This is a genomic window from Pseudomonas sp. QS1027, from assembly GCF_002814235.1.
Taxonomy (GTDB): domain Bacteria; phylum Pseudomonadota; class Gammaproteobacteria; order Pseudomonadales; family Pseudomonadaceae; genus Aquipseudomonas.
Genome location: NZ_PHSU01000004.1, coordinates 73,637 through 99,611, shown reverse-complemented (window position 1 = coordinate 99,611; position 25,975 = coordinate 73,637). Strand labels below are relative to the sequence as shown.

General features: G+C 59.2%; 25 protein-coding genes and 2 pseudogenes. 6 read left to right on the top strand and 21 right to left on the bottom strand.

Features of this window, described 5'->3' with window-relative positions:
* Window positions 1-69 precede the first annotated feature (69 nt).
* Window positions 70-849, bottom strand: a complete 780-nt coding sequence (locus tag CWE01_RS04275; protein ID WP_100939290.1) for a transporter substrate-binding domain-containing protein — start codon at window positions 847-849, stop codon at window positions 70-72.
* A 495-nt stretch (window positions 850-1,344) separates the two neighbouring features.
* On the opposite strand from CWE01_RS04275, the gene CWE01_RS04270 reads away from it, so the two are divergent.
* Window positions 1,345-2,451, top strand: a complete 1,107-nt coding sequence (locus CWE01_RS04270) for an enoyl-CoA hydratase/isomerase family protein (RefSeq protein WP_100939289.1) — start codon at window positions 1,345-1,347, stop codon at window positions 2,449-2,451.
* Window positions 2,452-2,454: 3 nt separating this feature from the next.
* Complete coding sequence (locus CWE01_RS04265; RefSeq protein WP_100939288.1) at window positions 2,455-3,606, top strand: acyl-CoA dehydrogenase family protein; 1,152 nt, start codon at window positions 2,455-2,457, stop codon at window positions 3,604-3,606.
* Here the strand turns inward: CWE01_RS04265 and CWE01_RS04260 are convergent.
* From CWE01_RS04260 to CWE01_RS04230, 7 genes are all read right to left on the bottom strand, one after another.
* A complete protein-coding gene (locus CWE01_RS04260) occupies window positions 3,530-4,780 on the bottom strand; it encodes a transporter substrate-binding domain-containing protein (RefSeq protein WP_256579302.1) in 1,251 nt (416 codons plus the stop codon). The two genes, CWE01_RS04265 and CWE01_RS04260, sit on opposite strands and share 77 nt — an antisense overlap.
* A 176-nt stretch (window positions 4,781-4,956) precedes the next feature.
* Window positions 4,957-5,730, bottom strand: a complete 774-nt coding sequence (locus CWE01_RS04255) for an enoyl-CoA hydratase (RefSeq protein ID WP_100939287.1) — start codon at window positions 5,728-5,730, stop codon at window positions 4,957-4,959.
* 15 nt (window positions 5,731-5,745) lie between these two features.
* Window positions 5,746-6,873, bottom strand: a complete 1,128-nt coding sequence (locus CWE01_RS04250) for an acyl-CoA dehydrogenase (protein WP_100939286.1) — start codon at window positions 6,871-6,873, stop codon at window positions 5,746-5,748.
* 8 nt (window positions 6,874-6,881) lie between these two features.
* Window positions 6,882-8,072, bottom strand: coding sequence for an acetyl-CoA C-acyltransferase (locus CWE01_RS04245; RefSeq protein ID WP_100939285.1), 1,191 nt, complete (start codon window positions 8,070-8,072; stop codon window positions 6,882-6,884).
* A gap of 11 nt (window positions 8,073-8,083) precedes the next feature.
* A complete protein-coding gene (locus CWE01_RS04240; RefSeq protein ID WP_100939284.1) occupies window positions 8,084-8,851 on the bottom strand; it encodes an SDR family NAD(P)-dependent oxidoreductase in 768 nt (255 codons plus the stop codon).
* A gap of 47 nt (window positions 8,852-8,898) precedes the next feature.
* Window positions 8,899-10,545 carry an AMP-binding protein gene (locus CWE01_RS04235; RefSeq protein WP_100939283.1) on the bottom strand — a complete coding sequence of 549 codons (1,647 nt, stop codon included), beginning with the start codon at window positions 10,543-10,545 and terminating at the stop codon, window positions 8,899-8,901.
* A 127-nt stretch (window positions 10,546-10,672) separates the two neighbouring features.
* Window positions 10,673-11,689: an AraC family transcriptional regulator gene (locus CWE01_RS04230; protein ID WP_100939282.1), complete on the bottom strand. Its 1,017-nt coding sequence runs from the start codon at window positions 11,687-11,689 to the stop codon at window positions 10,673-10,675.
* 154 nt (window positions 11,690-11,843) lie between these two features.
* Between CWE01_RS04230 and CWE01_RS04225 the strand changes: the two genes are divergently transcribed.
* The 3 genes from CWE01_RS04225 (at window position 11,844) to CWE01_RS04215 (ending at window position 15,284) form a co-directional block, all read left to right on the top strand.
* A complete protein-coding gene (locus tag CWE01_RS04225) occupies window positions 11,844-12,719 on the top strand; it encodes an alpha/beta fold hydrolase (RefSeq protein ID WP_100939281.1) in 876 nt (291 codons plus the stop codon).
* A gap of 113 nt (window positions 12,720-12,832) precedes the next feature.
* Complete coding sequence (locus CWE01_RS04220; protein ID WP_100939280.1) at window positions 12,833-14,146, top strand: dicarboxylate/amino acid:cation symporter; 1,314 nt, start codon at window positions 12,833-12,835, stop codon at window positions 14,144-14,146.
* A gap of 223 nt (window positions 14,147-14,369) precedes the next feature.
* Entirely contained in the window at window positions 14,370-15,284 is a 915-nt protein-coding gene (locus CWE01_RS04215) for a LysR substrate-binding domain-containing protein (protein ID WP_100939539.1), read from the top strand.
* A 268-nt stretch (window positions 15,285-15,552) separates the two neighbouring features.
* Here the strand turns inward: CWE01_RS04215 and leuD are convergent, their stop codons facing one another.
* The 7 genes from leuD to CWE01_RS04180 all read right to left on the bottom strand — a co-directional run bounded on the left by leuD (window position 15,553) and on the right by CWE01_RS04180 (window position 20,957).
* Window positions 15,553-16,167, bottom strand: coding sequence for a 3-isopropylmalate dehydratase small subunit (gene leuD / locus CWE01_RS04210; protein ID WP_100939279.1), 615 nt, complete (start codon window positions 16,165-16,167; stop codon window positions 15,553-15,555).
* The gene (gene leuC, locus CWE01_RS04205) at window positions 16,164-17,585 is read right to left on the bottom strand and encodes a 3-isopropylmalate dehydratase large subunit (protein WP_100939278.1); all 1,422 of its coding nucleotides are present in this window, start codon (window positions 17,583-17,585) and stop codon (window positions 16,164-16,166) included. The genes leuD and leuC overlap by 4 nt, the downstream gene beginning before the upstream one ends.
* Window positions 17,586-17,785: 200 nt before the next feature.
* Entirely contained in the window at window positions 17,786-18,286 is a 501-nt protein-coding gene (locus CWE01_RS04200) for a hypothetical protein (RefSeq protein WP_100939277.1), read from the bottom strand.
* A gap of 327 nt (window positions 18,287-18,613) precedes the next feature.
* Window positions 18,614-19,081, bottom strand: a complete 468-nt coding sequence (locus tag CWE01_RS04195; protein ID WP_100939276.1) for an RDD family protein — start codon at window positions 19,079-19,081, stop codon at window positions 18,614-18,616.
* Window positions 19,082-19,209: 128 nt separating this feature from the next.
* A complete protein-coding gene (locus tag CWE01_RS04190; RefSeq protein WP_100939275.1) occupies window positions 19,210-19,869 on the bottom strand; it encodes a DUF799 domain-containing protein in 660 nt (219 codons plus the stop codon).
* Window positions 19,866-20,237: a DUF4810 domain-containing protein gene (locus CWE01_RS04185; RefSeq protein ID WP_100939274.1), complete on the bottom strand. Its 372-nt coding sequence runs from the start codon at window positions 20,235-20,237 to the stop codon at window positions 19,866-19,868. The genes CWE01_RS04190 and CWE01_RS04185 overlap by 4 nt, the downstream gene beginning before the upstream one ends.
* Window positions 20,238-20,273: 36 nt before the next feature.
* On the bottom strand, window positions 20,274-20,957 hold the full coding sequence (locus CWE01_RS04180; RefSeq protein WP_100939273.1) for a CsgG/HfaB family protein: 684 nt from the start codon (window positions 20,955-20,957) through the stop codon (window positions 20,274-20,276).
* A gap of 759 nt (window positions 20,958-21,716) precedes the next feature.
* Here CWE01_RS04180 and CWE01_RS04175 point away from each other — a divergent pair.
* Window positions 21,717-22,064 (top strand): DUF6124 family protein, encoded by a 348-nt coding sequence (locus CWE01_RS04175; protein WP_100939272.1) that lies wholly within the window; start codon window positions 21,717-21,719, stop codon window positions 22,062-22,064.
* A gap of 195 nt (window positions 22,065-22,259) precedes the next feature.
* On the opposite strand, the gene CWE01_RS04170 is transcribed toward CWE01_RS04175, so the two are convergent.
* The 6 genes and pseudogenes from CWE01_RS04170 to CWE01_RS04145 form a co-directional block, all read right to left on the bottom strand.
* Complete coding sequence (locus tag CWE01_RS04170; RefSeq protein WP_371917128.1) at window positions 22,260-22,538, bottom strand: hypothetical protein; 279 nt, start codon at window positions 22,536-22,538, stop codon at window positions 22,260-22,262.
* Between the two features lie 249 nt (window positions 22,539-22,787).
* Window positions 22,788-23,483, bottom strand: a pseudogene (locus tag CWE01_RS04165) (transposase).
* A gap of 83 nt (window positions 23,484-23,566) precedes the next feature.
* Window positions 23,567-24,094, bottom strand: coding sequence for a hypothetical protein (locus CWE01_RS33245; protein WP_157815183.1), 528 nt, complete (start codon window positions 24,092-24,094; stop codon window positions 23,567-23,569).
* Window positions 24,095-24,728: 634 nt separating this feature from the next.
* Window positions 24,729-24,962, bottom strand: coding sequence for a toxin C-terminal domain-containing protein (locus CWE01_RS04155; protein WP_100939269.1), 234 nt, complete (start codon window positions 24,960-24,962; stop codon window positions 24,729-24,731).
* A gap of 70 nt (window positions 24,963-25,032) precedes the next feature.
* A pseudogene (locus CWE01_RS04150) lies at window positions 25,033-25,269 on the bottom strand (transposase); the annotation flags it as partial.
* Window positions 25,270-25,723: 454 nt separating this feature from the next.
* A complete protein-coding gene (locus CWE01_RS04145; protein WP_100939268.1) occupies window positions 25,724-25,975 on the bottom strand; it encodes a hypothetical protein in 252 nt (83 codons plus the stop codon).

Genomic DNA, 25,975 nt, shown 5'->3' with positions numbered 1-25,975 from the left:
ACCCGTCTTCCAGCGCCACGACCCCGCGCCGCACGGCCAGCAGCCGTACGGGGGGCATGGTCGTTGGGATCAGTTGTTGTAGAGGTCCAGGTCGCCGAAGTATTTCTTCTGCAGTTGGGCGTAGATGCCCTTCTCATGCAGCGCCTTGATCGCGCCGTTGAGCATGCCTTCAAGCTCGTCGTTGCCTTGGCGCACACCGATGGCGATGTCCGTCGGAATCATCGGATCGCTGATCCCCACGCTGTTCTGGAAGGCCGCGCCCTGGGGCGACTTGAGGAAGCTCATCTCGGCTTGCAGCTTGTCCTGGATCGAACCGTCGAGACGGCCGTAGACCAGATCGGCATAGACCTGATCCTGATTCTGGTAGGCACGGATCCTCACTCCACCCGGCGCCAGGCGCGCCTTGGCGTAGGCTTCCTGGATGGTCCCCTGCATATAGCCGATGGTCTTGCCCTTCAGGGATTCGGCGGTCGGTTGCAGCCCCGAATCCCTGCGGGTGACGATGGCGGTCGGGCCGGCGTAGAGCTTGTCGGTGAAGTCGATCTGCTTCTTGCGCGGTTCGGTGACGGTCATCGACGACTCGATGGCGTCGAACTTGCCGGCCTTGAGTGCCGGGATCAGGCCGTCGAAATCATTGCTGACCCAGACGCACTTGAGCTTCAGTTCAGCGCAGATGGCATTGCCCAGGTCGATACCGAAGCCCTGCACGCCACCGTCGGCGGTGCTCGATTCAAACGGCGGGTAAGACGGATTGGTGCCAAAGCGCAGCTCTTTCCATTCCTTGGCGCTTGCGCCGCCACAGCAAAGCGCCAACGCCAGTACAGGTAAGGTCAGCCATGTATGAGTCATCTTCAGAGTCCCGGATTATTTGGAGTTATTGCATGCAGGCGCGGGCCAGCACACTTTTGGACAGGGGCAGAGAATGGTCGCGGCCGAGGCCGCGCGATCGTTCTTGTTGTTATTGAATGAGCCCTGGCCTGCAAGGATCGGGGCTCGTCCTCTTGCGGCCGTTCGGCGAACGTCACCGCAAGGAGGCCAGAATGCCAACTCGAAGCACCGGGCGGGTGTCGTAAGACCACGCCGAAACAGCCGGAAAAAGCCCGTGACGGGACGGTCACAGCCGATCCTGTTGCGACGCGCTTCCCAGTGGCGGCGTTATTCGCGTTGAAGCCCAGGCACGGCTAAGGTCTAGAGACGGCATCCGCACACGGAATCGATCCAGGCAAAAATGCAGATTCGACCTGCGAATATTCGGGTTGTACACGGCAAATTTGCACTGTTACGATCGGGCATCGTTCGCCCGCCGAACACACCAAAAAAGACAATAAAAGCAGGGAGTTAGTAATGACTGCTCGGGTTTCATCCTCCGCCACCCCGGACCTCGACACCACCGGCGCCGACGTCCTGGCCGACGTGCGCAACCATATCGGTCACCTGACCCTCAACCGCCCCGCCGGCCTCAATGCCCTCACCCTGGACATGATCCGCGCCCTGCAGCAGCAGCTCGACGCCTGGGCCCATGATCCCGAGGTGAACGCGGTGGTGTTGCGCGGTGCCGGTGAGCGGGCCTTCTGTGCCGGCGGCGATATCCGCTCGTTGTATGACAGCTACCAGAGTGGCGGGCGCCTGCACGAAGACTTCTTCGTCGAGGAATACGCACTGGACCTGGCGATCCACCACTACCGCAAACCGGTGCTGGCGCTGATGGACGGCTTTGTCCTCGGCGGCGGCATGGGCCTGGTGCAAGGCGCCGACCTGCGGGTGGTCACCGAACGCAGTCGCCTGGCCATGCCGGAAGTCGCCATCGGTTATTTCCCGGATGTCGGCGGCAGTCATTTCCTGCCACGCATTCCCGGCGAACTGGGCATCTACCTGGGGGTCAGCGGCGTGCAGATCCGCGCCGCCGATGCCCTCTATTGCGGCCTGGCCGACTGGTACCTGACCAGCGACAAACTGGCCCAGCTGGACGAGCGCCTCGACCACTTGCAATGGCACGAAACGCCGCTCAAGGACCTCCAGGGCCTGATGGCGAAACTCGCCGTGCAAATCCTCCCCGATGCGCCGCTGGATGCATTGCGCCCAGCCATCGACCACTTCTTCGCCCTGCCGGATGTTCCGAGCATGGTCGAGCAACTGCGCGAAGTGACCGTTGCCGACAGCCATGAATGGGCCCGGGAAACCGCCGACCTGCTGGAGACCCGCTCGCCCCTGGCCATGGCCGTGACCCTGGAAATGCTTCGCCGTGGCCGCCACCTGAACCTGGAAGACTGCTTCGCCCTGGAACTGCATCTGGATCGCCAGTGGTTCGACCGTGGCGACCTGATGGAAGGCGTGCGCGCCCTGCTGATCGACAAGGACAAGTCCCCGCGCTGGAACCCACCGACCCTGCGCGAACTGGATGCCGAGCATGTCGCCAGCTTTTTCCATGGCCTCGAAGTGAGCGGAAACTGAACCATGCACGATATCGAACTGAGCGAAGAACAAGTGATGATCCGCGACATGGCCCGGGACTTCGCCCGTGGCGAGATCGCGCCCCATGCCCAGGCATGGGAAAAAGCCGGCTGGATCGATGACGGCCTGGTCGCCAAGATGGGCGAGTTGGGCCTGCTGGGCATGGTGGTGCCCGAAGAATGGGGCGGCACCTATGTCGACTACGTGGCCTACGCCCTGGCCGTGGAAGAGATTTCCGCCGGTGACGGCGCGACCGGCGCGCTGATGAGCATTCACAACTCGGTCGGCTGCGGCCCGGTCCTCAACTATGGCAGCCAGGCCCAGAAGGAAACCTGGCTGGAACGTCTCGCCACCGGCCAGGCGATCGGCTGCTTCTGCCTCACCGAACCCCAGGCCGGCTCCGAAGCCCACAACCTGCGGACCCGCGCCGAACTGAAGGACGGCGAGTGGGTGATCAATGGCGCCAAGCAGTTCGTCAGCAACGGCAAGCGTGCCGAACTGGCGATTGTGTTTGCCGTCACCGATCCCAATCTGGGCAAGAAAGGCCTCTCGGCATTCCTGGTGCCCACCAATACGCCAGGTTTTATTGTCGACCGTACCGAACACAAGATGGGCATCCGCGCCTCCGACACCTGCGCGGTGACCCTCAACCAATGCCGCGTGCCTGAAGCCAACCTGCTGGGTGAACGTGGCAAGGGCCTGTCCATTGCCCTGTCGAACCTGGAAGGCGGTCGTATCGGCATCGCCGCCCAGGCGCTGGGCATTGCCCGAGCCGCATTTGAAGCGGCGCTGGCCTATGCGCGGGAGCGGGTGCAGTTCGACAAGCCGATTATCGAGCACCAGAGCATCGCCAACCTGCTCGCCGACATGCACACCCGGATCAATGCCTCACGCCTGCTGATCCTGCATGCGGCACGCCTGCGCAGCGCCGGGCAGCCGTGTTTGTCGGAGGCTTCACAGGCCAAGCTGTTCGCCTCGGAAATGGCCGAGAAGGTCTGCTCCTCGGCCATGCAGATTCATGGTGGGTACGGCTACCTGGAAGATTACCCAGTGGAGCGCTATTACCGGGATGCGCGAATCACCCAGATCTATGAAGGGTCCAGTGAGATTCAACGGATGCTGATTGCCCGGGAACTGAAGCACTATCTGGTTTGACCAACGCCTGGCACTCCACCTCCACCCGCGCATCCATCAGTAGCTTGCCGGCCTGGAAGGTGGTCCGTGCCGGTCGACTGCCGGCCTTGAAGTGCTGCATGTACACGTCGTTCATCGCGGCAAAATCCTTGATATCGGCGAGGATCACCGTACACCTCGCGACGTTTTCCATGGACGAGCCGTTGCGCTCCAGCGTCCCGCGTATCCGCTTCAAGGTCTGCTCCATCTCCCCCCGAATACCGCCACTCACCAGCTTGCCGGCATCATCGCTACCCAGCACACCCGACAGATATAGCCACTCGCCGACACGGACCACTTCGGAAAACGGCAGACTCGGTTGTTCGCCCAGAAATTGCAGCTTGGGCCGCCGCGTGGCAGCAGACCACTCAGGCAGATAACGGGAAACAATGGCCGCGTACTGGCCTGAATCCTTGAGCGACTGCAACGCCCGGTTCAGTGCTTCGCGCAGCTCCCGGTCCTGCTGACGCACACCGATGGCAACCGCGCTGCCCAGGCGTTCATCGATCACCACGGGGCCGGTAAATTCGAAATCCTTGCCCTGCGGTGTTTTCAAAAAGGCTTCGGCGATTTCCAGGGTGTCCTGCAACGTGGCGTCGATTTCACCGGCCTGCAAGCTGCGAGCAAGTTCATCGTTCAAGGCGTAACTGCGAATGGCAATACCCTGCGCTCCCCACCGGGCTTTTGCGTAAGCCTCACGGTTGGTCCCCCTCAACACACCGATCGTCCTGCCCTTGAGCGAGGTGACATCCGGTAGCAGGCCGCTGCCCTTGCGCGCAACCAGGCGGCTGCTCAGCGAGTAGAGCGGATCGCTGAAGTCGATCTTCTGGCGGCGCTCGGGCGTCGGGGTCATGGGCATGATCGCATCGAATTTTCCGGCTTCGAGCCCCGGAATCATTCCCCCATAGTCCTGGTCGACCCAGACGCAACTGCGCTTGAGCTCGGAACAGAGGGCATTGCCCAGCTCGATGTTCAGGCCAACCAACTCGCCTTGTGCATTGCGACTTTCGAACGGAGGGACCAGGGCTTCGACACCAAAACGGATCTCGGCCCCCGGGCTTGTGGCGGCCACACAAACAGTGGAGGCGCTCAACAGGACAATCGCGATAAAACCGCCCCTGCAGAACATACGTGACCACTTGGCAAAAACATCCATAGCAACGTCCTTCAGATAGAGAGATCGAAGGGTGCCGATGACACCCGCCTGTAGTGAACAAGCGATCTTTCTACGAAGGCGTTACTGCCTCAACAGGACCTATCTTCAAAGATTGTGGGACAGGTCCGAGTTTACTCGCGTAAATCCAGACCCATCCCTGACGGGAACAGGACGCCTCAACGATCCTTGAACTGCGCCTCACGCTTGGCAACAAACGCCGCCATGCCTTCCTTCTGATCCTGGGTCGCGAACGCCGCGTGGAATACCCGGCGCTCGAAACGCACACCTTCCGACAGGCTGACTTCAAACGCGCGATTGACGCTTTCCTTGACCATCATGCTGATCGGCACCGACTTGCTGGCAATCAACGCCGCCACCTTCAGCGCCTCCTCCAGCAGCTCATCGGTCGGCACGATCCGCGCCACGATCCCGCAACGCTCGGCTTCCACGGCATCGATAAAGCGCCCGGTCAGGCACATTTCCATGGCCTTGGCCTTGCCCACCGCGCGGGTCAGGCGCTGGGTGCCGCCCATGCCCGGCAGCACGCCGAGGTTGATTTCCGGCTGGCCGAACTTGGCGTTGTCACCGGCCAGGATAAAGTCGCACATCAGCGCCAGTTCACAGCCGCCGCCCAGGGCAAAACCGGACACCGCGGCGATAATCGGCTTGCGTCGGTTGGCCACCCGGTCGCTGTCGCTGAACAGGTCGTCCAGGTAGATCTGCGGGTAGGTCAGCTCGGCCATTTCCTTGATATCGGCACCAGCCGCAAAGGCTTTTCTCGATCCGGTCAGGACGATGCAGCCGATGTTCGGATCGGCTTCGAGGGTGTCCAGCGCCTGGTTCAGTTCGCTGACGATCTGCGCATTCAGGGCGTTGAGCGCCTGCGGGCGGTTCAGGGTAATCAGGCCGACACGGTCCTTGATGTCCAACAGAATGGTTTCATAACTCATCGATAGATTCCTTGATCACAGGTTGCGCGAAATGACCATGCGCTGAATGTCACTGGTGCCTTCGTAAATCTGGCAGACCCGCACGTCGCGGTAGATCCGCTCCAACGGGAAGTCGCTCAAATAGCCATAGCCGCCCAGGGTTTGCAAGGCTTGGGAGCAGACCTTCTCGGCCATTTCCGAAGCGAACAGCTTGGCCATGGAGGCCTCCACCAGCGCCGGTTTGCCGCTGTCACGCAGGGCGGCGGCGTAATGCACCATCTGCCGGGCCACGGCGATCTGGGTGGCCATGTCCGCCAGGCGGAAGGCCACGGCCTGGTGCTCGATAATCGGCTTGCCGAAACTTTCCCGCTCTCGGGCATAGTCGCGGGCGGCCTCGAAAGCGGCCCGGGCCATGCCCACCGATTGCGCGGCGATACCGACCCGGCCACCTTCCAGATTGGCCAGGGCGATACGGTAACCCTCGCCCTCCTCGCCCAGGCGGTTGGCCACGGGCACCTTCACGTCTTCGAAGAGAATCTGGCAGGTGTCGGAGGCATGCTGGCCGAGCTTGTCCTCGACCCGGGCGACGATATAGCCCGACGAGTCGGTGGGTACGATAAAGGCGCTGATACCACGCTTGCCCGCGGCCGGATCGGTCACGGCGAAGACGATCACCACCCCGGCGTTCTGCCCGGAAGTGATGAACTGCTTGCAGCCGTTCAGCACATAGTGGTCGCCCTCAAGCCTGGCGCGGGTCTTCAGGCCGCTGGCATCGGAGCCGGCCTGGGGTTCGGTCAGGGCGAAGGCGCCGAGCATGGCGCCGCTGGCCAGTGGCGGCAGGAAACGGGCTTTCTGCTCCTCGGTACCGAACTTGAGGATCGGCACGCAGCCAACCGAATTGTGCACGCTCATGATGGTCGAGCAGGCACCGTCGCCGGCGGCGATCTCTTCCAGGGCCATGGCGTACGCCAGGTAGCCGGTGTCGCAGCCGCCCCACTGCTCCGGGACCAGCATGCCGAAAAAACCCAACCCGGCCATTTCGCCGATGGCCTCCTTCGGAAAGCGGTGCTCGCGGTCCCATTCGGCGGCGAAGGGTTTCAGGCGTTCCTGGGAAAAATCCCGGGCCGCTTCGGCGATCTGTTGTTGTTCATCGCTGGGTAACATGACAACTCCTAGTACAGGCACTCGACGGCCATGGCCGTGGCTTCACCGCCGCCGATGCAGATGGCCGCGACCCCACGCTTCAGGCCTTTCTGGCGCAGGGCCGAAAGCAGGCTTACCAGGATCCGCGCGCCGGACGCACCGATCGGATGGCCGAGGGCACAGGCGCCGCCGTGGACGTTGACCTTGTCGTGGTGCAGCTCGAGCTTCTGCATGGTCACCAGGGTGACCACGGCGAAGGCTTCGTTGATTTCAAAGCGATCGACCTGGTCCAGGGACCAGCCAGTCTTTTTCATCAACTTCTGGATCGCGCCCACTGGTGCCACCGGGAACAGGCCCGGGGTATCGGCGAACGCCGCATGCCCGCGAATCACCGCCAGGGGGGTGAGGCCACGTTTCTGCGCTTCGGACTGACGCATCAACACCAACGCCGCTGCGCCGTCGGAAATCGAACTGGAGTTCGCCGCCGTGACCGTGCCACCCGGGCGGAACGCCGGTTTCAGGCTGGCAATCTTGTCCAGCTTGGCCTTGGGTGGCTGTTCGTCGTCGCTGATCAGCCGCTGCTCCTTGCCCACGGTGACCGTCAGCGGCACGATTTCCGCACGGAAACGGCCCTCGCTGATTGCCTCTTGGGCACGGGTCAGGGAGGCCACGGCAAAAGCGTCCTGGGTTTCACGGCTGAAGCCGTGGCTTTCGGCGCAGTCCTCGGCGAAGGTGCCCATCAGGCGCCCCTTGTCGTAGGCGTCTTCCAGGCCGTCGAGGAACATATGGTCGAGCACCTGGCCGTGGCCCATGCGGTAGCCGCTGCGGGCGCGGTCCAGCAGGTACGGCGCGTTGGACATGCTTTCCATGCCCCCGGCCACCACCACATCGGCGCTGCCGGCCACCAGCATGTCATGGGCGAGAATGGTCGCCTCCATGCCGGAACCGCACATCTTGTTCAGGGTGGTGCAGCGGGTCGACTTGTCCAGCCCGGCGCCGAGGGCTGCCTGGCGGGCCGGGGCCTGGCCGAGGCCGGCGGACAGCACGCAGCCGAACAGCACGTGCTCGACTTCGTCCGGCGCCACTTCCGCGCGCTCGACGGCGGCACGGATCGCCGCGGCGCCCAGTTGCGGCGCTGTGAGGCTTTTCAGGTCGCCCTGGAAGCCGCCCATGGGGGTGCGCACGGCACTGACGATAACAATGGGATCGTGGGTAGTCATGATCGATTCTCCTATTTCGCGGCCATGCGCAAGGCACCGTCGAGACGGATCACCTCGCCATTGAGCATGCTGTTTTCAATGATGTGCCGCACCAGCGCGGCGTACTCGGCAGGCTTGCCCAGGCGTGGCGGGAATGGCACGCCGGCCGCGAGCGAGGCGCGGACTTCGGGGCTCATGCCGGCCATCATCGGGGTTTCGAAAATGCCCGGGGCGATGGTCATTACACGGATGCCGAAACGCGCCAGTTCACGGGCGGCCGGCAGGGTCAGGCTGACAATGGCGCCCTTGGACGCAGCGTAGGCGGCCTGGCCGATCTGCCCGTCATAGGCGGCGGCGGAAGCGGTATTGATGATCACTCCACGCTCGCCGTCGGCATTCGCCTCGGTCTCGGCGATGGCGGCAGCAGCCAGGCGCAACAGGTTGAAGCTGCCGATCAGGTTGACGTTGATCACCTGACTGAAGCTTTCCAGCAGGTGCGGGCCGTTCTTGCCGAGGATCTTTTCGCCGCGCACGATACCTGCGCAGTTGACCAGCCCGTGCAGGCCGCCGAAGGCCTCGACCGCGGCCTGGACCGCCGCCTGGGCCTGGGCTTCCTGAGTGATGTCCGCGACCACGCTGCGGGCTTGCGCGCCGAGCTTTTTCGCCTGGGCGGCGACAGCCTCGGCATTGAGGTCCACCAACATCACCTTGGCGCCGGCGGCTACCAGCATTTCGGCGGAGGCCGCACCGAGGCCGGAAGCCCCGCCACTGACCATGAAAGCCTTGTCTTTGATATCCATTGCATTGTCCTTCGTTAAAACCGTCAATAATTCTGATGACCGTGTATTCAGGTCCCGGCCTGGGCCTTGGCGATTTCCTGATTACGCAAGATAAAACGCTGCAACTTGCCGCTCGGGGTCTTGGGCAGTTCGTCGACGAATTCGATTTCCCGTGGGTAGGCATGGGCCGCCAGGCGCTTGCGCACATACAGGCGCAACTCCTCGGCCAACTGTGGCTCGGCACGGTAGCGCGCGTTGAGCACGACAAAGGCCTTCACCACCTCGGTGCGCTCCGGGCAAGGCTTACCGACCACCGCCGCCTCCACCACGGCCGGGTGCTCCACCAGGGCGCTTTCGACATCGAACGGGCCGACCCGATAGCCCGAGGTGGTAATCACATCATCGCTGCGCCCGACAAAGCTGATACTGCCGTCCGGATTCAGTTCCACGGTGTCACCGCTGAGGTAGTACTGGCCGACAAAAGCCTTGGTCTCGAAACCCTGGTAGCCGTTGAACCAGAACATCGGCGACCGGGAACGATCCAACGCGAGAATCCCCGGTTGCCCGATATCCAGCTCGCGCTGCTGTTCGTCCAGCACCACGATACGATGCCCAGGGGACGCGAACCCCGCGGAGCCGATATGCACCGGGTGCTCAAGGCCGTGGTGATTGCACAGCACCATGCCCATTTCGGTCTGGCCGTAATGGTCGAGAATGGTCACCCCCAGGTTTTCGGCGAACCAGCGGATCACCTCCGGGTTGAGCGGCTCGCCGGCACTGCTGACCACCCGCAGGCGGCCCTTGATCTTGCTGGAGAAGGCCTCGCCGGCGGCAATCAGCAGGCGGTAGGCGGTGGGCGACCCGGTGAGGTTGGTGATGCCGTATTTCTCGATGATCCGGCAGGTGCTTTCCACCGTGAACGGGCCATCGTAGAAGGTGATCGGGTGGCCCATACCCAGCGGCCCGGTGATGCCGAAGTAGAGGCCGTAGGCCCAACCCGGATCGGCGACATTCCAGAACGCGTCTTCAGGGCGCAGGTCGACCGCGTCGCGGGTGTAGTTCTGGAACGCGATGATCGCCTTGAGCGGTACTTCCAGGGGTTTCGCCGGGCCGGTGGTACCCGAGGTGAACATCAGCAGGAACGGGTCTTCGCCGGTGAGCAATACCGGCTCGCAGTAGGCCGGATGGTTATCCAGTTCGGCCCAGAAGCTGAAATCACCGCGCACGATGCCCTGCCCTTTGGGGCCGCCGACCGTGACGATGGCCGGGCAGTCGGCGACTTCGCTGAGCTTGTCGCGGTTGGCGGCATCGGTAACCACCAGCTTGGCCCCGGAGCTGCCCAGGCGGTGCTCGATGGACTTGGGGCCGAAAGCGGTAAACAGAGGCTGGTAGACGGCGCCGATGCGCCAGGTGGCGAACAGCGTGATCAAGAGTTCGACATTGCGCGGCAACAGCGCGGCGACCCTGTCGCCACGGCGCACGCCCTGGGTCAGCAGGAAGTTGGCGAAACGCGCGGCCTTGTCCTGCAATTCACTGAAAGTGTAGATCGCACTGCTGCCGTCGCGGCCTTCCCAGAACAGCGCAATATGCCCCGGCAAGGCATGCCGGTCGCAGCATTCGATACAGGCGTTGAGCGCCGTCAAAGTCCCTTTGAGGCCCGCTTGGGCCGCTTGCTGATAATCGAATTCCGCGGTAGCAGTCTGATAATCGCGCATATCCAGAATCTCTCGGTCTTGTTATTGGAAGGAACCGTAGAAAAATCCTGGAAATAGTCGCGCTGTCAGGGACTTGGGACAATGGTCAAAGCTTTCAACCTGATTGACTGGTTTGGCCAATAACGGCCTAGTGCGCCTCGTTGAGAATCAGGCTGCGGTAATGCCCCGGGTTGGAACCGGACCATTTGCGAAAGGCCTTGTAGAACGAACTGGCGTCGGCAAAGCCCAGCCGGGTGGCGATCTCGGCAAAGCTGATCGACGGCTCCGCCAGCCAGGCAATCGCCCACTCCTTGCGCACGTTGTCCTTGAGGCCCTGGTAGGTCTGCCCCTCTTCCGCCAGCCGCCGGCGCAAGGTCGAGGCCGACATGCACAATTGCACGGCCAGGCCTTCGGTTTCCGGCCAGTCTTCAGCCGGCAGCTGGCGCAGGTCCAGCTTGATCCGGCTGGCCAGGCTCTGGGCATCGCGGTACTTGACCAGGATATTGGCCGGCGCCAGCGCCAGGAAGCGTTGCAGTTCCTCGGCACTGCGCTTGATCGGCAGATCCAGGCAGTCGGCGGAAAAGATCATCCGCGTGCGCGGCCGGTCAAAACGCAGGTTCTCGGAAAACATCACCCGATAGTCCTCGCAGTAATCCGGCTCGGCGCAGTGCAGCTCGATGGCCAGGATCGGAATACGCCGCCCGGCCAGCCAGCAGGCCACGCCATGGACGATCATCCAGTAGGCGAAATAGGTAAACGGCCGTCGCCCCTCGCCTTCCGGCTCCAGCAGGACGATTTCCGCCAGGCTTTGCTGGCGCACCAGTTGCGCCGGCAGACGTTCAAGCATCAACGAGAGGAAATCCAGCACCGAGTCCAACCCGGCTGCCACCGTCGGCTGCGCCATCCCGGCGCGGCACAGGTAGGCGAAGCTGCCGGCGCGCAGCTTGCGCGGGTCCATGCCGAAGAATTCGTCATCGTTGCGCCGCGCCAACAGACGCCACAAGCGCGCATAGTCGCTGGCCGGCACCCGGGCATCAGGCTGTTCCAGCAGCGTCGAGTCGATCCCGACCTTGTCCAGCACCTGCACGGTGTCCGCACCGGGGGCGCAACTCTGCAACAGTGCCTCATGCACCAGATGGATGGAGATGGTGTCTTTTTCCGACATTGGCCGTCACTCGAGCCCTGTACTGATCCGTGTGCCGGCTATCTTAACAGTGCCGCGACCCAACACACTTCATGAACAAGCGCACCACGCTTTGCGCCTTGCCCCGTGCGCTGTGGGTCTTAGGATGTACACAACAATCATAAGGAGTCACTCCATGTTCGCCGGATTCCAGAAAGACCAGCGCCACGTCAACGGTGTGGACATTGCCTACCGCATCGGCGGCAACGGGCCGGGCCTGCTCCTGCTGCACGGCCACCCGCAGACGCATGTCATCTGGCACAAGATCGCAGGCGACTTGGCCAAGCACTTCACCGTGGTCGCCGCCGACCTGCGCGGCTATGGCGACAGCGCCCGGCCAGCGGCCGACGAGCAACACCTCAACTATTCCAAACGCGAGATGGGCCGCGACGGCGTGGCCCTGATGGACTCCCTGGGTTTCAGCGAATTCTCGGTCCTGGCCCACGACCGCGGCGCCCGCGTTGCCCATCGCCTGGCCCTCGACCACCCTCAGGCCGTGCAACGCATGGTGCTGCTGGATATCGCCCCGACCCTGTCGATGTACGCCCAGACCGACGAAGCCTTCGCCCGCGCCTACTGGCACTGGTTCTTCCTGATCCGCCCGGCACCGCTGCCGGAAACCCTGATCGAAGCCAATCCGGAACAGTACCTGCGCAGCGTGATGGGCAGCCGCAGTGCCGGCCTCAAGCCCTTTACCGACGAAGCCTTCAGCGAATACGTGCGCTGCATCAGCCTGCCCGGTAGCGCCCGGGGCATCTGCGAAGACTACCGCGCCAGCGCCACCGTCGACCTGGAACACGACCGCGCCGACATCGAGGCCGGACGCCAGTTGAATATGCCGCTGCTGGCGCTCTGGGGTGCCGAAGGCACTGTCGGCCGCTGCTTCAACCCGCTGCACGAATGGCAGCAGGTTGCTACCGATGTACGGGGCAAGGCCTTGCCCGGCGGTCACTACCTGGCCGAAGAAATCCCGGAACAGCTGCTCGGCGAAGTCCTGACCTTCCTGCGCTGAACAGCCTGACTCAAAGGACCTGATCCACCCCTTCCCCCTGGGCTGCCGCCAACGGCCCGGACGGGATTGGCTTGCCCGCTCTCCCCCCCGAAACCCGCGACGAGACAATAACAATGACAATCCGCAAACTGCTGGGAACCCTGTATATCCAGGTGGTCATCGCCATCGTGCTGGGGGTGCTGATCGGCCACCACTGGCCGCAGACCGGCATCGACCTCAAGCCCCTGGGCGACGGTTTCATCAAGTTGATCAAGATGATCATCGGCCCGATCATCTTCTGCACCGTGGTCTCCGGCATCACCAGCATGCACGACGTAAAACAGGTCGGGCGGGTCGGCGGCAAGGCCCTGCTGTACTTCGAGATCGTCTCCACCTTCGCCCTGGCGATCGGCCTCGTGGCCGCCCATGTCCTGCACCCCGGCTCGGGTTTCAACGTCGATGTGAAAACCCTCGACACCTCGGCCATCGCCAACTTTGTCGGCCAGGCCCAGCATGGCGAAGGCATCACCGGCTTCCTGCTGCATGTGATTCCCACCACCTTCTTCGACGCCTTCTCCCAGGGCGAGATCCTGCCGGTGCTGTTCGTCTCGATCCTGTTCGGCCTGGCGCTGGTGATGGTCGGTGAAAAAGCCCGTCCGCTGGTCGGCGTGATCCACCAGGCCAGCGAGGTGTTCTTCCGCATCGTCGGCATGATTGCCCGGGTGGCACCCATTGGTGCGTTCGGCGCAATGGCCTTCACCATCGGCAAATACGGCCTGGGCTCGCTGCTGCCGCTGATGAAGCTGGTCGGCACCTTCTATCTGACAGCCTTCATCTTCATCACCTGCGTACTGGGCAGCATCGCCCGCTATGCCGGTTTCAGCATCTTCCGCCTGCTGGGCTACATCAAGTCGGAACTGCTGATAGTGCTCGGCACCAGCTCGTCGGAGTCGGCCTTGCCGCAGCTTATCCAGAAGCTGGAAAGCCTGGGCTGTTCCAAGGGCGTGGTCGGCATCGTGGTGCCCACCGGCTACACCTTCAACCTCGACGGCACCAATATCTACATGACCCTGGCGGTGCTGTTCCTGGCCCAGGCGACCAATATCGACCTGACGCTGGAGCAGCAGCTGACCTTGCTGGCGGTGACCATGCTCACTTCCAAGGGCGCCGGTGCGGTGGTCGGTGCCGGGTTCGTCGCCCTGGCCGCGAGCCTGGCGGTGGTGCCGACCGTACCAGTGGCGGCGATGGTGCTGATCCTCGGGGTGGACCGATTCATGGCAGAATGTCGCTCCTTGACCAATATCATCGGCAACGCCGTCGCCTCGCTGGTGGTGGCTGCCTGGGAAGGCGAACTGGACCGCAGCAAGATGGCACCGATTGCCCTCAAGCGTGGGCGCAAGGCCCTCGAAGCCCAGGCGGCGGCCGATTCCGCCAAACAGAGTGCATAAACCTGCTGATACCGTCCACGGCTAACGCGGTCATTGCAGGAGCCGGCTTGCTGGCGATTCAGACGACACAGTTTGACAGGACACCGCGTCGATCCCATCGCCAGCAAGCCGGCTCCTACAGGGTTCGTGCCGCTCTCGAAATCTCGCTGGAGCGACGATCATCGGCCCAGCTCATCCAATGCTATTCTGGCGGCTCCTGCCGCCAGCGTTCGTTGCTTTTCCCATGAACCAAAAGAAAGACACCGTGCCCCTGCCCGAAGACCTGCGCGTATTCCTCACCGTTATCCGCAAGGCCGGTTTTGCCGCCGCGGCCGATGAGCTGGGACTGTCGCCCGCCTACGTCAGCAAACGTATCCAGATTCTCGAAACCACCCTCGCCACCCGCCTGCTGCACCGCACCAGCCGACGTATCGCCCTGACCGAAGACGGTGAACGAGTGCAACGCTGGGCCGTGCGCATTCTCGAAGATTTCCAGCAACTCAACGACGAACTGTCCGAGGCCCACGACAGCCCCAGTGGCCGCCTGCACCTGTGCAGCAGCTTCGGTTTCGGGCGCAATCACGTGGCCCCGGCGCTGTCACTGTTGGCCGAGCGTTACCCGGACCTGGAGATTCGCCTGGACCTGTTCGACCGCGTGGTGGACATCGTCAGCGAGGGTTTCGACCTGGAGATCCGCGTAGGCGACGACATTCCCGGCCAGCATATCGGCCGACGCCTGGTGAGCAATCGCCGGGTACTCTGCGCGGCACCGGCCTACCTGGAACGACGTGGCACACCGCAGCAACTGGGCGACCTGGAACAGCACGACTGCCTGGTGCTCAAGGAGCGCGACAACGCCTTCGGCATCTGGAACCTGGAGCGCGACGGCAGCCAGGACAGCGTGCGGGTGCGCGGGCCGTTGTCGTCCAACAGCGGTGAGATTGTCCTGCAATGGGCACTGGACGGGCGCGGCATCCTGCTGCGCTCGCTATGGGACGTCAAACCGCTGCTGGAACAGGGCCGACTGGTGCGGGTGCTGCATGACTACACCCAGAGCGCGAATGTGTGGGCGGTGTATCCGACGCGTCTGGCGTATTCGGGAAAATTGCGGGTGTGTGTGGAGTTTTTGCAAGAGCATTTTCGACAGTTGTCGATCTAACCGCCTTCGGGACTCGCCAAATAAACCCCATGTGGAGAGCGGACAATCTCTAATGCCGTTCAATTAAGGCAGTTTGAAGTCAAACGCGGACTTGTGGTGAGCGGGCTTGCCCGCGCTCGGCTGCGAAGCAGTCGCAAAACCTGTAACTACGTTCTATCTGATACACCGCGGTCATAGGTTTTAGGGCCGCTCCGCGCCCCAACGCGGGCAAGCCCGCTCGCCACAATGAATCGGTGGTCCCCTCCGAATCGGCGAGCCGGCCCAGGGTTCAGCTCAACCAGGGATTCGCCTGCAAATGCGCCCGCTCGAACGCCTTGATTTCCTCACTACGCTGCAAGGTGCTGCCAATGGCATCCAACCCCAGCATCAACGCCGTCTTGCGCAACGTATCGATCTGGAACTCGATGACACTGCCATCCTGCAAACGGATCTGCTGAGCCTCAAGATCAATGCTGATCTCGGCACCCTGCGGCTGGCTCACCACCTGCCCCAGACGCTGCGCAGTCGCTTCGTCCAACGTGATCAACAACACCCCGTTGCGCTGGCAGTTATCGTAGAAAATCCCGGCAAAACTGCTGCCGATCAACGCCCGAACCCCCATCTGCTTCAACCCCCACACCGCATGCTCACGACTGGAACCACAACCGAAGTTCGGTCCCACCACCATGAAGCTCGCGCCTTTCCAGGCCGGCTGATTCAGCACGAACTCGGGATTGAGTTCACCCGAAGGTAAAAACCGCAAATCGAAGAACAACCCACGATCCAGCCCGTTGCGATCGATCCCCTTGAGAAACTGCTTGGGCATGATCACATCGGTGTCGATATTGGCCGCCAGCATCGGCGCGGCCTTGCCGGTGACTTGGGAAAACGGCTGCATGCTCATGGCCTTGGCTCCAGGTGGCGAATATCGGTCAGGTGTCCGGCAATGGCTGCCGCGGCCACCATCGCCGGGCTCATCAAATGCGTGCGAGCCCCGGCGCCCTGGCGTCCTTCGAAATTGCGGTTGGTGCTGGAGGCGCAGCGGTCGCCGGGCTCCAACACGTCATCGTTCATCGCCAGGCACATCGAGCAACCCGATTGCCGCCACTCGAAACCGGCGTCGATAAACACCGCCGCCAAGCCTTCGGCCTCGGCCTGATCGCGTACCTGGGTCGACCCTGGCACGATCATCGCCCGCACATGCTTGGCCACGTGCTGGCCACGCACCACACGGGCCGCGTCACGCAGGTCCTCGATCCGCGCATTGGTGCAGGAACCGATAAACGCATGGCTGATCACGATCTCGTTCAGCGGCATGCCGGCTTCCAGCCCCATGTAGTTCAGGGCACGGCGCATGTCCTGGCGCAGGATCAGGTCGCTGATGTCCTGCGGGTCCGGCACGTTCGCCCCGATGGGTGCGGCCTGGTCCGGGCTGGTGCCCCAGGTGACCATGGGTTCCAACACGCCGGCATCGAGTTCGACTTCACGGTCGAACTGCGCACCGGCATCCGTGTGCAGCTCCCGCCAACGGGCCACCGCCTGCTCCCACAGCTCGCCCTTGGGCGCCCGGGGCTTGTCCTTGAGGTAGGTGAAGACTTTCTCGTCCGGCGCCATAAAGGCCCCGCGTGCCCCCGCCTCCACCGCCATATTGCAGATGGTCATGCGCGCCTCGACGCTCAGGGCATCGATGGTCGAACCGCAGAATTCAATGGCGTAACCGGTGGCCCCGGAAGCGCCGATCTTGCCGATCAGCGCCATGATCACGTCCTTGGACGTCAGCCCCGGTGCCAGCTCACCGCTGACCGTCACCCGCATCGTCTTCAGGCGCTTGTAGACCAGCGTCTGCGAGGCCAGCAGATGTTCGATTTCCGAAGTACCGATCCCGAAGCCAAATGCACCGAGAGCGCCATAGGTGGTGGTATGGCTGTCACCGGCGGCGACCACCATGCCTGGCAGGATAAAGCCCTGCTCCGGGGCGATCACATGCTCGATGCCCTGGCGTTTGTCGAGCACATCGAACAGTTCGATACCGAAGTCGGCGCAGTTCTCGGCCAGGTACGACACCTGCCGGGCACCACCGGCGTCCGGCATGGCGGCGACGCGCTTGGGCGCGGTGGGATTCACATGGTCGACCACCGCCAGCGCGGTTTCGGCGCGCCAGACACCCCGCTTGGCTTCGCGCAGGCCGCTGAAGGCTTGCGGGCTGGTGTATTCATTGATGACCTGACGGTCGATATACAGCAGGACATGGCCCTGGTCATCGAGGCGACACACCGTATGGGAATCGATGTGCTTGTCGTAGAGGGTTCTTGTTTGAGTCATGGTGGCGCTCGCAGAAATGAAAGTACGCGAGGCTGTCGGATCACGGCGGCAGGCCGACAGACGTCACAGTCATCATAGGCGGCGGGAACGGACCATCAATGGCGGGAGGGTGATGGCTGGGAACATGGATCGTGTTTGATCGGCGCTTGCGTTGCGCAAGCGCCTGGCCGACGAAGACGGCCATCAATACGGCAAGGGTTTCAGACCTTGGTATTGATCGACATGCTGGCGCCGGAACTGGCGAACTGCTGCAGGTTCAGCAGCACGTTAATCGCCTTCTTGTATTCCGGGATCATATGGTTGGAGAACTGATCGCTCGAACTGCCGCTTTGCAGTGTGCTGATCTGGCTGGCGAAATAGTCCAGCGCGTTGAATTTCTCGCCGGCCTTGCCTTTCGCCCCGGCGCTGGACAGCAGGCCGGCGGTGGTGGCGCTGATCAGGCCATTCTCCTGGAGGATAGTGCTGTACTTGGCCAACTGATCCGGGGTGACCGATTTCGGGTCGAAGCCCTGGAACTGCGACTGCAGCTTGTCCTTCTGCATCTTGGTGGTGTCGAGGGCGGTCGGATCCCTCGGGATGTTGTTGAGCACCTGCTTGTTCTTGATTTCCTGCATATTGGCGCTCTTCGCATCGGCGGCCTTGCGCTCAAAGACCCGTGTACTGAGCGCCGTGGCCCAGGCGACTACTGATCCGCCGCTCATGCCTGACCTCCGGCCATACGGCCGCGGGGGGTGTCACCGTGCTGCTGAGGTCCTTGCAAGGCGGGCATAAGCTGAGTCCTGTCAATGGTGGAAATAAGGGATGAGTAGGATCATGTAACGAAACTGTACCAGTGAATATACAATCTTTGTTACAGATCGCCCATCGAAAAGATGTATTGGAATTGTGGGGTGGTTTGGGAGCGCCAGCGGGCTCCTAAACAGGGGGTACTAGACCTTGGCGGACCCAGAATGTGCGATGCAGCGCAGACCTGTAGGAGCCCGGCCTGTCGGCGATGATGCTGACTCTGCCCCTATCTCCCTTCATTCTCAGTTAGCGTTTTCAACCGGAGGTGTCTTTCTGGCGTTGATCACCATGGTCATGGCAAGCATGTCGCCAAGGCGCCGTCGGAAGCCAAAAAACACGAAAACCGCATCCAGCATGCTGAATAGTACCTTCGGCACGTTGCGCAAGAACGACTGGAACACCGAGCATGGGGTATTAAACGGAAAGCCGACAACCGAAATATTCATCAGTCGTTTGCCCACCGTCTGCCCATTCGGCAACGCATCACCGAACAAAAAATAAACAAAGGCTGCAATTTGCAAAGCATTTCCCGTCCAATAAAACATAACCCCCACAAAAGTGTAATGGGGGAAAAAGAAAAGACCCAATACACGCTTCACAACGATAAGTAGAAAAACAATAAACAGGTCAATCATGCAAGCAAGCAATCTCTTCCCGGGACTGGCAAGATCATAGAAAAATGTTGAAGTATTAGTATCCGAGATACCCATCGCAGGTTTCCTTGGTTCAAATTTGTGGCTCAGCACCCTGCTATAAATCCTGGTGCGAAGCGAAGTGCGGGGGATAAAAGCACTATAAAGGGGGCAGATTGCGATCCGCCTCCCTTTTACTCTCGGCCTCAGTCCGTGCCGTACTTCGGCGAGCGTGGGCCATACAACAAACCTGCTGGATGCCCCGCGGACAACAGCCGCTGACTGGTGATCCCGGCAATGGGATGGCTCACGTCGTTGGCACTGTTGATGATCTGCTTGACCGCTGCGGTGATCAGCGCACCGACCAGACCGCCACCACTGTTGTTATTCCCCTCCTCGCTGGAAGCCGTGGCGCTGCCGGTCCAAAGCGCGGTCCCGGTCTTGAGGTCCACCAGCCTGGCACTGGCCGTCACAATGGTCGCGCTGCTGATCACCCGGTACTGCGTACCGTACTGGGTCACCGTGATGTACAAGGCCGCATCCGCGCCGAAGATTTCCTTCAGCTTTGCCGGCGAAGTGTTGTGGATGTCGGTTGGCGTGTTCAGGCCGTTCTGCTGGAAAGTTTCATCCACCAGCGCCACCGGCATGACGTAATAACCGGCTTCCGCCAGCGGGAATGTCACCTGGGACAACAGGCTGTAGGTGGCCTTGATATCCGGAGATTCGTTCAGGGGTGGCAATACCAGGATCGTCCTTGGGCGAGCCTGCTTGTAGGCCGAATAATCCACCGTCTTGGGGGCTGCGCAACCACCCAGCAGACTCACCAGCAGCAGAGCGGCCAATGCATTCAGAAAACGCGGATTCATTGCTTGATCCCCTTCTTGGCGTTGCTCAACAAAAAGTCCATGTAAGCCGTCGATTCTGGGAACAACGCTTTCTCGGTCTGGAACTGCTGCACCATCTGGTCGTCCTTGCCAAGGCTGCCGTAGAGCATGCCCAGGTGGGCGTGATAACCCGGTGGCGCGGCTCGATTGGTGGCCTTGATCTTCTGCAAGTCGGCTTCCAGGGCCTCGACTTGCGCCTCCTTGGCCTCACCGTTGAAGTACTGGTAAACCTGAGGCTGATAGCCTTCCCACTGATACAGCGTCTTGACCTGCGGAGCGCAGCCCGCCAACAAGGCGCCGCCTGCTGCTATTGCCACGATGTAACCTAGCAAACCGAACTTTTTACCCATGACGCGTGAAGCTCCCTGTCCTTGTTGTAGAAATACTTATGGCCGGCCCGGTTTCCAGGCACCACTGTCGATCGCCTGAACCATCTTGTTCACGGCTTCGCGCATGGCCAGGTCCAGGACCTTGCCATTGAGGGTCGAGTCGTAGCTGGCAGTCCCGCCGAAACCGATGACTTCGCGGTTGGACAGCGCGTACTCACCCGCGCCCTGGCTGGAATACACCACTTCCGAGGTGACGATATTGACGATATTCAGGGCGACCTTGGCGTAAGCCACCTGGGTCTTGCCGCGACCGAGAATGCCGAACAACTGGCGATCGCCGGTTTCCTTGCGGCCGAACTCGGTGACGTCGCCGGTGACCACAAAATCCGCGCCCTTGAGTTTCTGGGACTGGGACTTGATATTCGCTTCCTGCTGGATCTCCGCCAGGTTGTCGCGGTCCAGCACGCTGAAGCGGTTGGTCTGCTGCAAATGAGTGATCAGGATGGTCTTGGCCTGACCGCCGAGACGGTCGACACCATCGGAAAAGATCCCACGCATATAGCTGGAACGGTTATCGAACTTGCCGACGGCGATGGGGGTACGAACACCGGCGTAAGCCTGGTTGGCGGTTTCCACTTGCTGCACCGGCAACGCTCGTGAGCTCTCGGTGGCACAGCCGCCGATGGACGTCAGCGTGATCGCTGCCATCCCAAAAATGACGACCTGTGAGATTTTTTTCATGCAACACACTCCTGGGAAAAATCGGACCTGGGGATATTGGGAAACGGACGGATATTTCAGGCGAACAGCAAGGCTACGGCCTTCACCGTGGGCGAAGCCGGACCTGTGATCATCAAGGGGCTATCACCGGAGGCTGCTGAAAGCGCTCCAGGGTTTTGAACGGGGAGATTTCGAAGAAACGAAGAGGCTCGGGTAACGGCACGGCATGGCCGCGGGGGACCTCATCCCGAGGGTGGAAACACACATGTTCATTCCTTGAAACATTTGATATCAAATTAGTGGCCGCATCATAAGGTGGTGACAATATGGCGTCAAGAAATCAGAAGGCTGAATGCGGGCCAAGCGCACAAGCCACGCAAGGCCCTCTGCGCCAAATATCGACGATATATTCCGCAAGCTTTTTTATGTGGAGAGATAAGTGAGGTTGCAATCGGGTTATCCAACCAAGATAACTCTCTTTCCCTTGAGTGAAATTTCCTAGAAAATCCTGAGCGCTTGTTTGTGCCTGATCTCGCGGCTAGGCTTCATTTCGTCACTGCCAATTCAGTGATCGGGTTTAGCAGCCCAGTGAGATCAGGCGCACGGCGCCACCTTCTACGAGGCGCTTTTTTTCAGCCTCCGTTTTATGGTGGTCGTGCGCAGGGCACTTCGGTGCGCCGGGTTTCCTGATCACCGGTCTGCTAACCTGCGTACGGCTGCCACCCTCTCGTTTAGCAGCGATGGTGACGGCTCCCTCAACAGATCGGGAGTACTCACTCTATGTTCAAGGTCACCCCCAACCCACCTACTTTATCCAGTGCCGATGCCATCGATCCGCAAGCAGCTGAGCGTGCATTTGCCCATTACAACCTGACGCCCGGTGCAAGTCCGAACCCCACCCGTGCGACCTCCACACGGGATCTGTTACCTGAGGCGAAAAGCCAGGAAGAGGCCTTGGTCAATGCTTACTCCATCCTACAATCCGCTGCGGCCACGGCCTATGAAAACGCCGACAACCAGACCGGCGCCAATCGCAAGGTGGCAATGGGTGTGGTGCATTTGATTGAACTGGCGCAATTGTGGGTGGATTCGGTGCTGGATAAACGTATGACAGATGTCAGTGGCTGATACCACATCGGGTCCGGGACGGGGAGCAAGCCTCCCCGTTTCGTGAACACCACTCGACATTTCAGCTTATTGCTATAAAGAAACGTGGGTATGTTGGGCTCAGTTACCCCTTCTCTCGAAGACCGGTCTGCTTCACTTTCTGCTTTCGACTCAAGTACTTAGCTGTTAAGTAAGCGCCATCACCCACCTTCTCCTTTAATATTTAAAGTTAGTCACAACCTTTTCACCGCGCTTATAAGAAATCACAAACGAAGTCCAGTCCTCGCCGCGCTCCTTTGCACTGCTCTTTAGTTTTCTTACCAAGCCATATAAAACCGCGCCATTGAAATCGGTTTCGGCATTTGTCACCTCAACATCATTATTCTCAACGGTAAGCTCGGCGTCCATATAACCCTCACCAACTTCAATTTCATAACGAAAAGAGTCATAGCCATTCACAATCCCGCACTCAACCAAAGCAAAAATCTCTTTCACCAACTCAAGATCCTTACTAATCATTCAATACCCCCAGAAATTTTATTAGCCTCATTCTCAAAGAATAAAGTCTTAGTTTTTCCATCTATAGTATAAGTCAATTCCATGGTATCAGGTCTCGCCGAACCAGGATCTACCCGATTAAATTTTACGGTCGTCTGCCCCACAGTTTGATTAGGGAAAAAGGGACGGGAAAAAGCGGGAAAAAGGGGATGGGAAAAAAGGGGACAGATTTATTTTTCAGATTTTTTAGATACAACGGGCTGGCCTTCCTTGCCCACGCAGCTCTATCCGTAAGCCCATAGCCGCCTCAATTTCATCAATAAAACGAGTGCTCCCAGTCAGCTCCCCGCGCTGTAAAGCTTCTCGAATCAATCTCAACTCTCCAGATGAAACACCCTGACTCACAAAGTCCCAATATTTAAGTCTCCGTTCCTCCAAGGTATGAGCGAGAGCTTCAAAACAAGGATCCGTGTCAAGCCAATTATCGCGAGCCTGCTCACCAAAGTGTAACGAGTAACTTGACCAAACATAATCTTCGGGTTGAGAAACCATTCTAGCGCGAACTGGATTTAGCTCAATGTAACGACTGCATGCAAGCAGATAGCAATCTGATTACACAAGGCTTGATTTGTAACGACCTTCCCACAGCGTGCCGGAACGCCCTTCCAGCTTATTTCGATAGCGCGTCATTCGTGCAGCCAAAGCTTTCATCAACTGCCCTAGACCAGCAGTAGACTCATCGGGAGCCAGTAACAGATGTACATGATTAGTCATCAGACAGTACGCGTAGACCTTGACCCCGAATGCGTTCTTAAGCTCACGCAAATCGTACAGATAACGCTGAAAATCACCAGCCTCCGCAAACACAACCTGACGATTGTGCCCTCGCTGAACAATGTGATGAGGGTAGTTTGGTAAGACAACACGTCCCATTCTTGGCATAAAACCTCCTTCCGTGGAGGTATCAGCATAGCAAACGGAGGAGAAAATAAATCTGTCCCCTTTTCCTCTGTTCCTCTTTTCCTCTATCCGCCCACTACAACAAAACTCTCCAAATACCCCACACCCAAACCAGCATTTATAGAAGCCGCCACTTTTCTTAGCCGAACTAAAAAACCATCAAAGTCCACAGAAAATCTCAAACACTTATTTTCGAAATACATAGAGACCTCTCCACCTTGGGCACCAACCCCCAATAATACAGATGGAACATCTACACCTCGAAGTGCAAATCGAACGTCATGCCGAGTACGATACTCATACAACAAATCCTCTTCAACATCGGATAGTTCATTGTCCAATGCGCTACAAACTGACTCAACCAGAGCGCCCGCTTCAACAAAAGGAAACCTCTCAGACAAAATATCCTTTTCATTAAGAAGAAGCCAATCAATCAAGCCCCAAGCACCCCAATTTACATTAAAAATTATAAATTCGACTCCAGCACAATCTCGCACCTTCAATACAATCCGCGACAGTAACTCACCCTTTGCCGGAACGATATTTCTATCGCCGCTTTGAATCGGATAAAGCTCCAAAGTTAAATTACTCACATTTTCCCCTTCCGCAATCGGTTATACTCAGCCGAACCAAAAAAGAGACTGGGCGTGAACCATGAAGCCCGAGTGGCGTCCGGCTATCCCCGCCTGAGCGTGTTGTAACCTGGTCGTCTCCAAGTGAGCCCGCTGGGTCTGAACGTGCTTTGCCGAGCCACAGTTCTGTGACATGTTTTGAACATTGGCGGCATCAACGTTTCTCTGGGTAGTTACTGTCAGGGCGGCATATATTGTATCGCGGCCGTTTGATCCATATGGGCGTCAGGCACGACTCGTTCGTAGTCAGCAAGGAGGAAACAGGTTCAACGGTCAATTTGAGCTGAAGAGTAAACCCTGCAGTTAAAAAACCGCAGGGAATGGTTATTTTCAGACTTGACTCAAGACTGGCCAATGAGCGCCCCCCCTTTCGCTCTTAATTCCTGCGAATTATACATATCTCGTCTCGCAATTCACCAGCAGACATACCCCTCCATATTTTTTGACGAGACTTATAGGTTTTTTTGTCTCCCCGTCATCAACTGAAATTTCGACCAAGAGTTCCTGATCCTCGAACCCTTGAAGCTCCTTTATCAATTGTTTAACTGTCTTTCCCCTGACAATCCAATCCGGTTGCCCAGCATCATTTTTCATATTAATCACCTATACGGTTGAGATTGACATCAAAAGTTCCTGCCCGCGTTTCCTTACTCCCAAGAGCCTTAACCGAATCTGCCATTTTCCACGTTCCACCATTATGCCCATCAAGATCTCTAGTAATGTAATCTTTCCCGTTCTTAAATACAGCCTGGCCACCGTGAACAGTTTCATTAATCTTCTCAAAGCCTAAGCAGAAAAAGCAGAAACAGGGGACAGATTTATTTTTCAGATTTTTTAGATACGACGGGCAGGCCTTCCTTGCCCACGCAGCTCTATCCGTAAGCCCGTAGCCGCCTCAACTTCATCAACCGCCCTAGACCAGCAGTAGACTCATCGGGAGCCAGTAACAGATGTACATGATTAGTCATCAGACAGTACGCGTAGACCTTGACCCCGAATGCGTTCTTAAGCTCACGCAAATCGTACAAATAACGCTGAAAATCACCAGCCTCCGCAAACACAACCTGACGATTGTGCCCTCGCTGAACAATGTGATGAGGGTAGTTTGGTAAGACAACACGTCCCATTCTTGGCATAAAACCTCCTTCCGTGGAGATATCAGCATAGCAAACGGAGGAGAAAATAAATCTGTCCCCTTTTCCCGTCCCCTTTTCCGGATTGAAATGGCGCAACTGTGGGTGGATTCGGTGCCGGATAAACGTATGACAGATGTCAGTGGCTGATACCACATCGGGTCCGGGACGGGGAGCAAGCCTCCCCGTTTCGTGAACGCCATTCGACATTTCAACTTATTGCTATAAGAAAAAGTGGGTATGCTGGGCTCAGCGGCCCCTTCTATCGAAGACCTGTCTGCTTCACTTTCTGCTTTCGACTCAAGTACTTAGCCGTTAAGTAAGCGCCATTAAAATCCGCCCCCTTTTTCCAGTAACACTCTTCATATTAATCACCTATACGACACGCGATCTTGCTACACTGACCGGTTGAGCCTGACACTCGATCTCCTGCAACTCGGTCAGTTTTTAAATCCCACTACAACTTGCCTTTAAACCTATCGGGCAGATACTCCTGACGCACCATTTCCTTCAGAGTATCGGTCACTCCTGAAAGAAAATATGAAAGCTCCTCTTTGGACTCACAAACAGTTAAAGCAGCAATATCGGAGTCGCTAAACCTCTCCATGACAAGCCTCATACAATCGGCAAATACCATTAACTCGCCCTCTGAAACCTTAAGATCAAAAAGTGTCACGCTTGCTATGCACTCTTTACTTATAATTTCCAT

Bases quoted from the DNA above. Each gene is read 5' to 3' on its own strand.
- CWE01_RS04275 (WP_100939290.1), bottom strand. From the start codon at position 849: ATGACTCATACATGGCTGACCTTACCTGTACTGGCGTTGGCGCTTTGC.
- CWE01_RS04270 (WP_100939289.1), top strand. From the start codon at position 1,345: ATGACTGCTCGGGTTTCATCCTCCGCCACCCCGGACCTCGACACCACC.
- CWE01_RS04265 (WP_100939288.1), top strand. From the start codon at position 2,455: ATGCACGATATCGAACTGAGCGAAGAACAAGTGATGATCCGCGACATG.
- CWE01_RS04260 (WP_256579302.1), bottom strand. From the start codon at position 4,780: ATGGATGTTTTTGCCAAGTGGTCACGTATGTTCTGCAGGGGCGGTTTT.
- CWE01_RS04255 (WP_100939287.1), bottom strand. From the start codon at position 5,730: ATGAGTTATGAAACCATTCTGTTGGACATCAAGGACCGTGTCGGCCTG.
- CWE01_RS04250 (WP_100939286.1), bottom strand. From the start codon at position 6,873: ATGTTACCCAGCGATGAACAACAACAGATCGCCGAAGCGGCCCGGGAT.
- CWE01_RS04245 (WP_100939285.1), bottom strand. From the start codon at position 8,072: ATGACTACCCACGATCCCATTGTTATCGTCAGTGCCGTGCGCACCCCC.
- CWE01_RS04240 (WP_100939284.1), bottom strand. From the start codon at position 8,851: ATGGATATCAAAGACAAGGCTTTCATGGTCAGTGGCGGGGCTTCCGGC.
- CWE01_RS04235 (WP_100939283.1), bottom strand. From the start codon at position 10,545: ATGCGCGATTATCAGACTGCTACCGCGGAATTCGATTATCAGCAAGCG.
- CWE01_RS04230 (WP_100939282.1), bottom strand. From the start codon at position 11,689: ATGTCGGAAAAAGACACCATCTCCATCCATCTGGTGCATGAGGCACTG.
- CWE01_RS04225 (WP_100939281.1), top strand. From the start codon at position 11,844: ATGTTCGCCGGATTCCAGAAAGACCAGCGCCACGTCAACGGTGTGGAC.
- CWE01_RS04220 (WP_100939280.1), top strand. From the start codon at position 12,833: ATGACAATCCGCAAACTGCTGGGAACCCTGTATATCCAGGTGGTCATC.
- CWE01_RS04215 (WP_100939539.1), top strand. From the start codon at position 14,370: ATGAACCAAAAGAAAGACACCGTGCCCCTGCCCGAAGACCTGCGCGTA.
- leuD (WP_100939279.1), bottom strand. From the start codon at position 16,167: ATGAGCATGCAGCCGTTTTCCCAAGTCACCGGCAAGGCCGCGCCGATG.
- leuC (WP_100939278.1), bottom strand. From the start codon at position 17,585: ATGACTCAAACAAGAACCCTCTACGACAAGCACATCGATTCCCATACG.
- CWE01_RS04200 (WP_100939277.1), bottom strand. From the start codon at position 18,286: ATGAGCGGCGGATCAGTAGTCGCCTGGGCCACGGCGCTCAGTACACGG.
- CWE01_RS04195 (WP_100939276.1), bottom strand. From the start codon at position 19,081: ATGGGTATCTCGGATACTAATACTTCAACATTTTTCTATGATCTTGCC.
- CWE01_RS04190 (WP_100939275.1), bottom strand. From the start codon at position 19,869: ATGAATCCGCGTTTTCTGAATGCATTGGCCGCTCTGCTGCTGGTGAGT.
- CWE01_RS04185 (WP_100939274.1), bottom strand. From the start codon at position 20,237: ATGGGTAAAAAGTTCGGTTTGCTAGGTTACATCGTGGCAATAGCAGCA.
- CWE01_RS04180 (WP_100939273.1), bottom strand. From the start codon at position 20,957: ATGAAAAAAATCTCACAGGTCGTCATTTTTGGGATGGCAGCGATCACG.
- CWE01_RS04175 (WP_100939272.1), top strand. From the start codon at position 21,717: ATGTTCAAGGTCACCCCCAACCCACCTACTTTATCCAGTGCCGATGCC.
- CWE01_RS04145 (WP_100939268.1), bottom strand. From the start codon at position 25,975: ATGGAAATTATAAGTAAAGAGTGCATAGCAAGCGTGACACTTTTTGAT.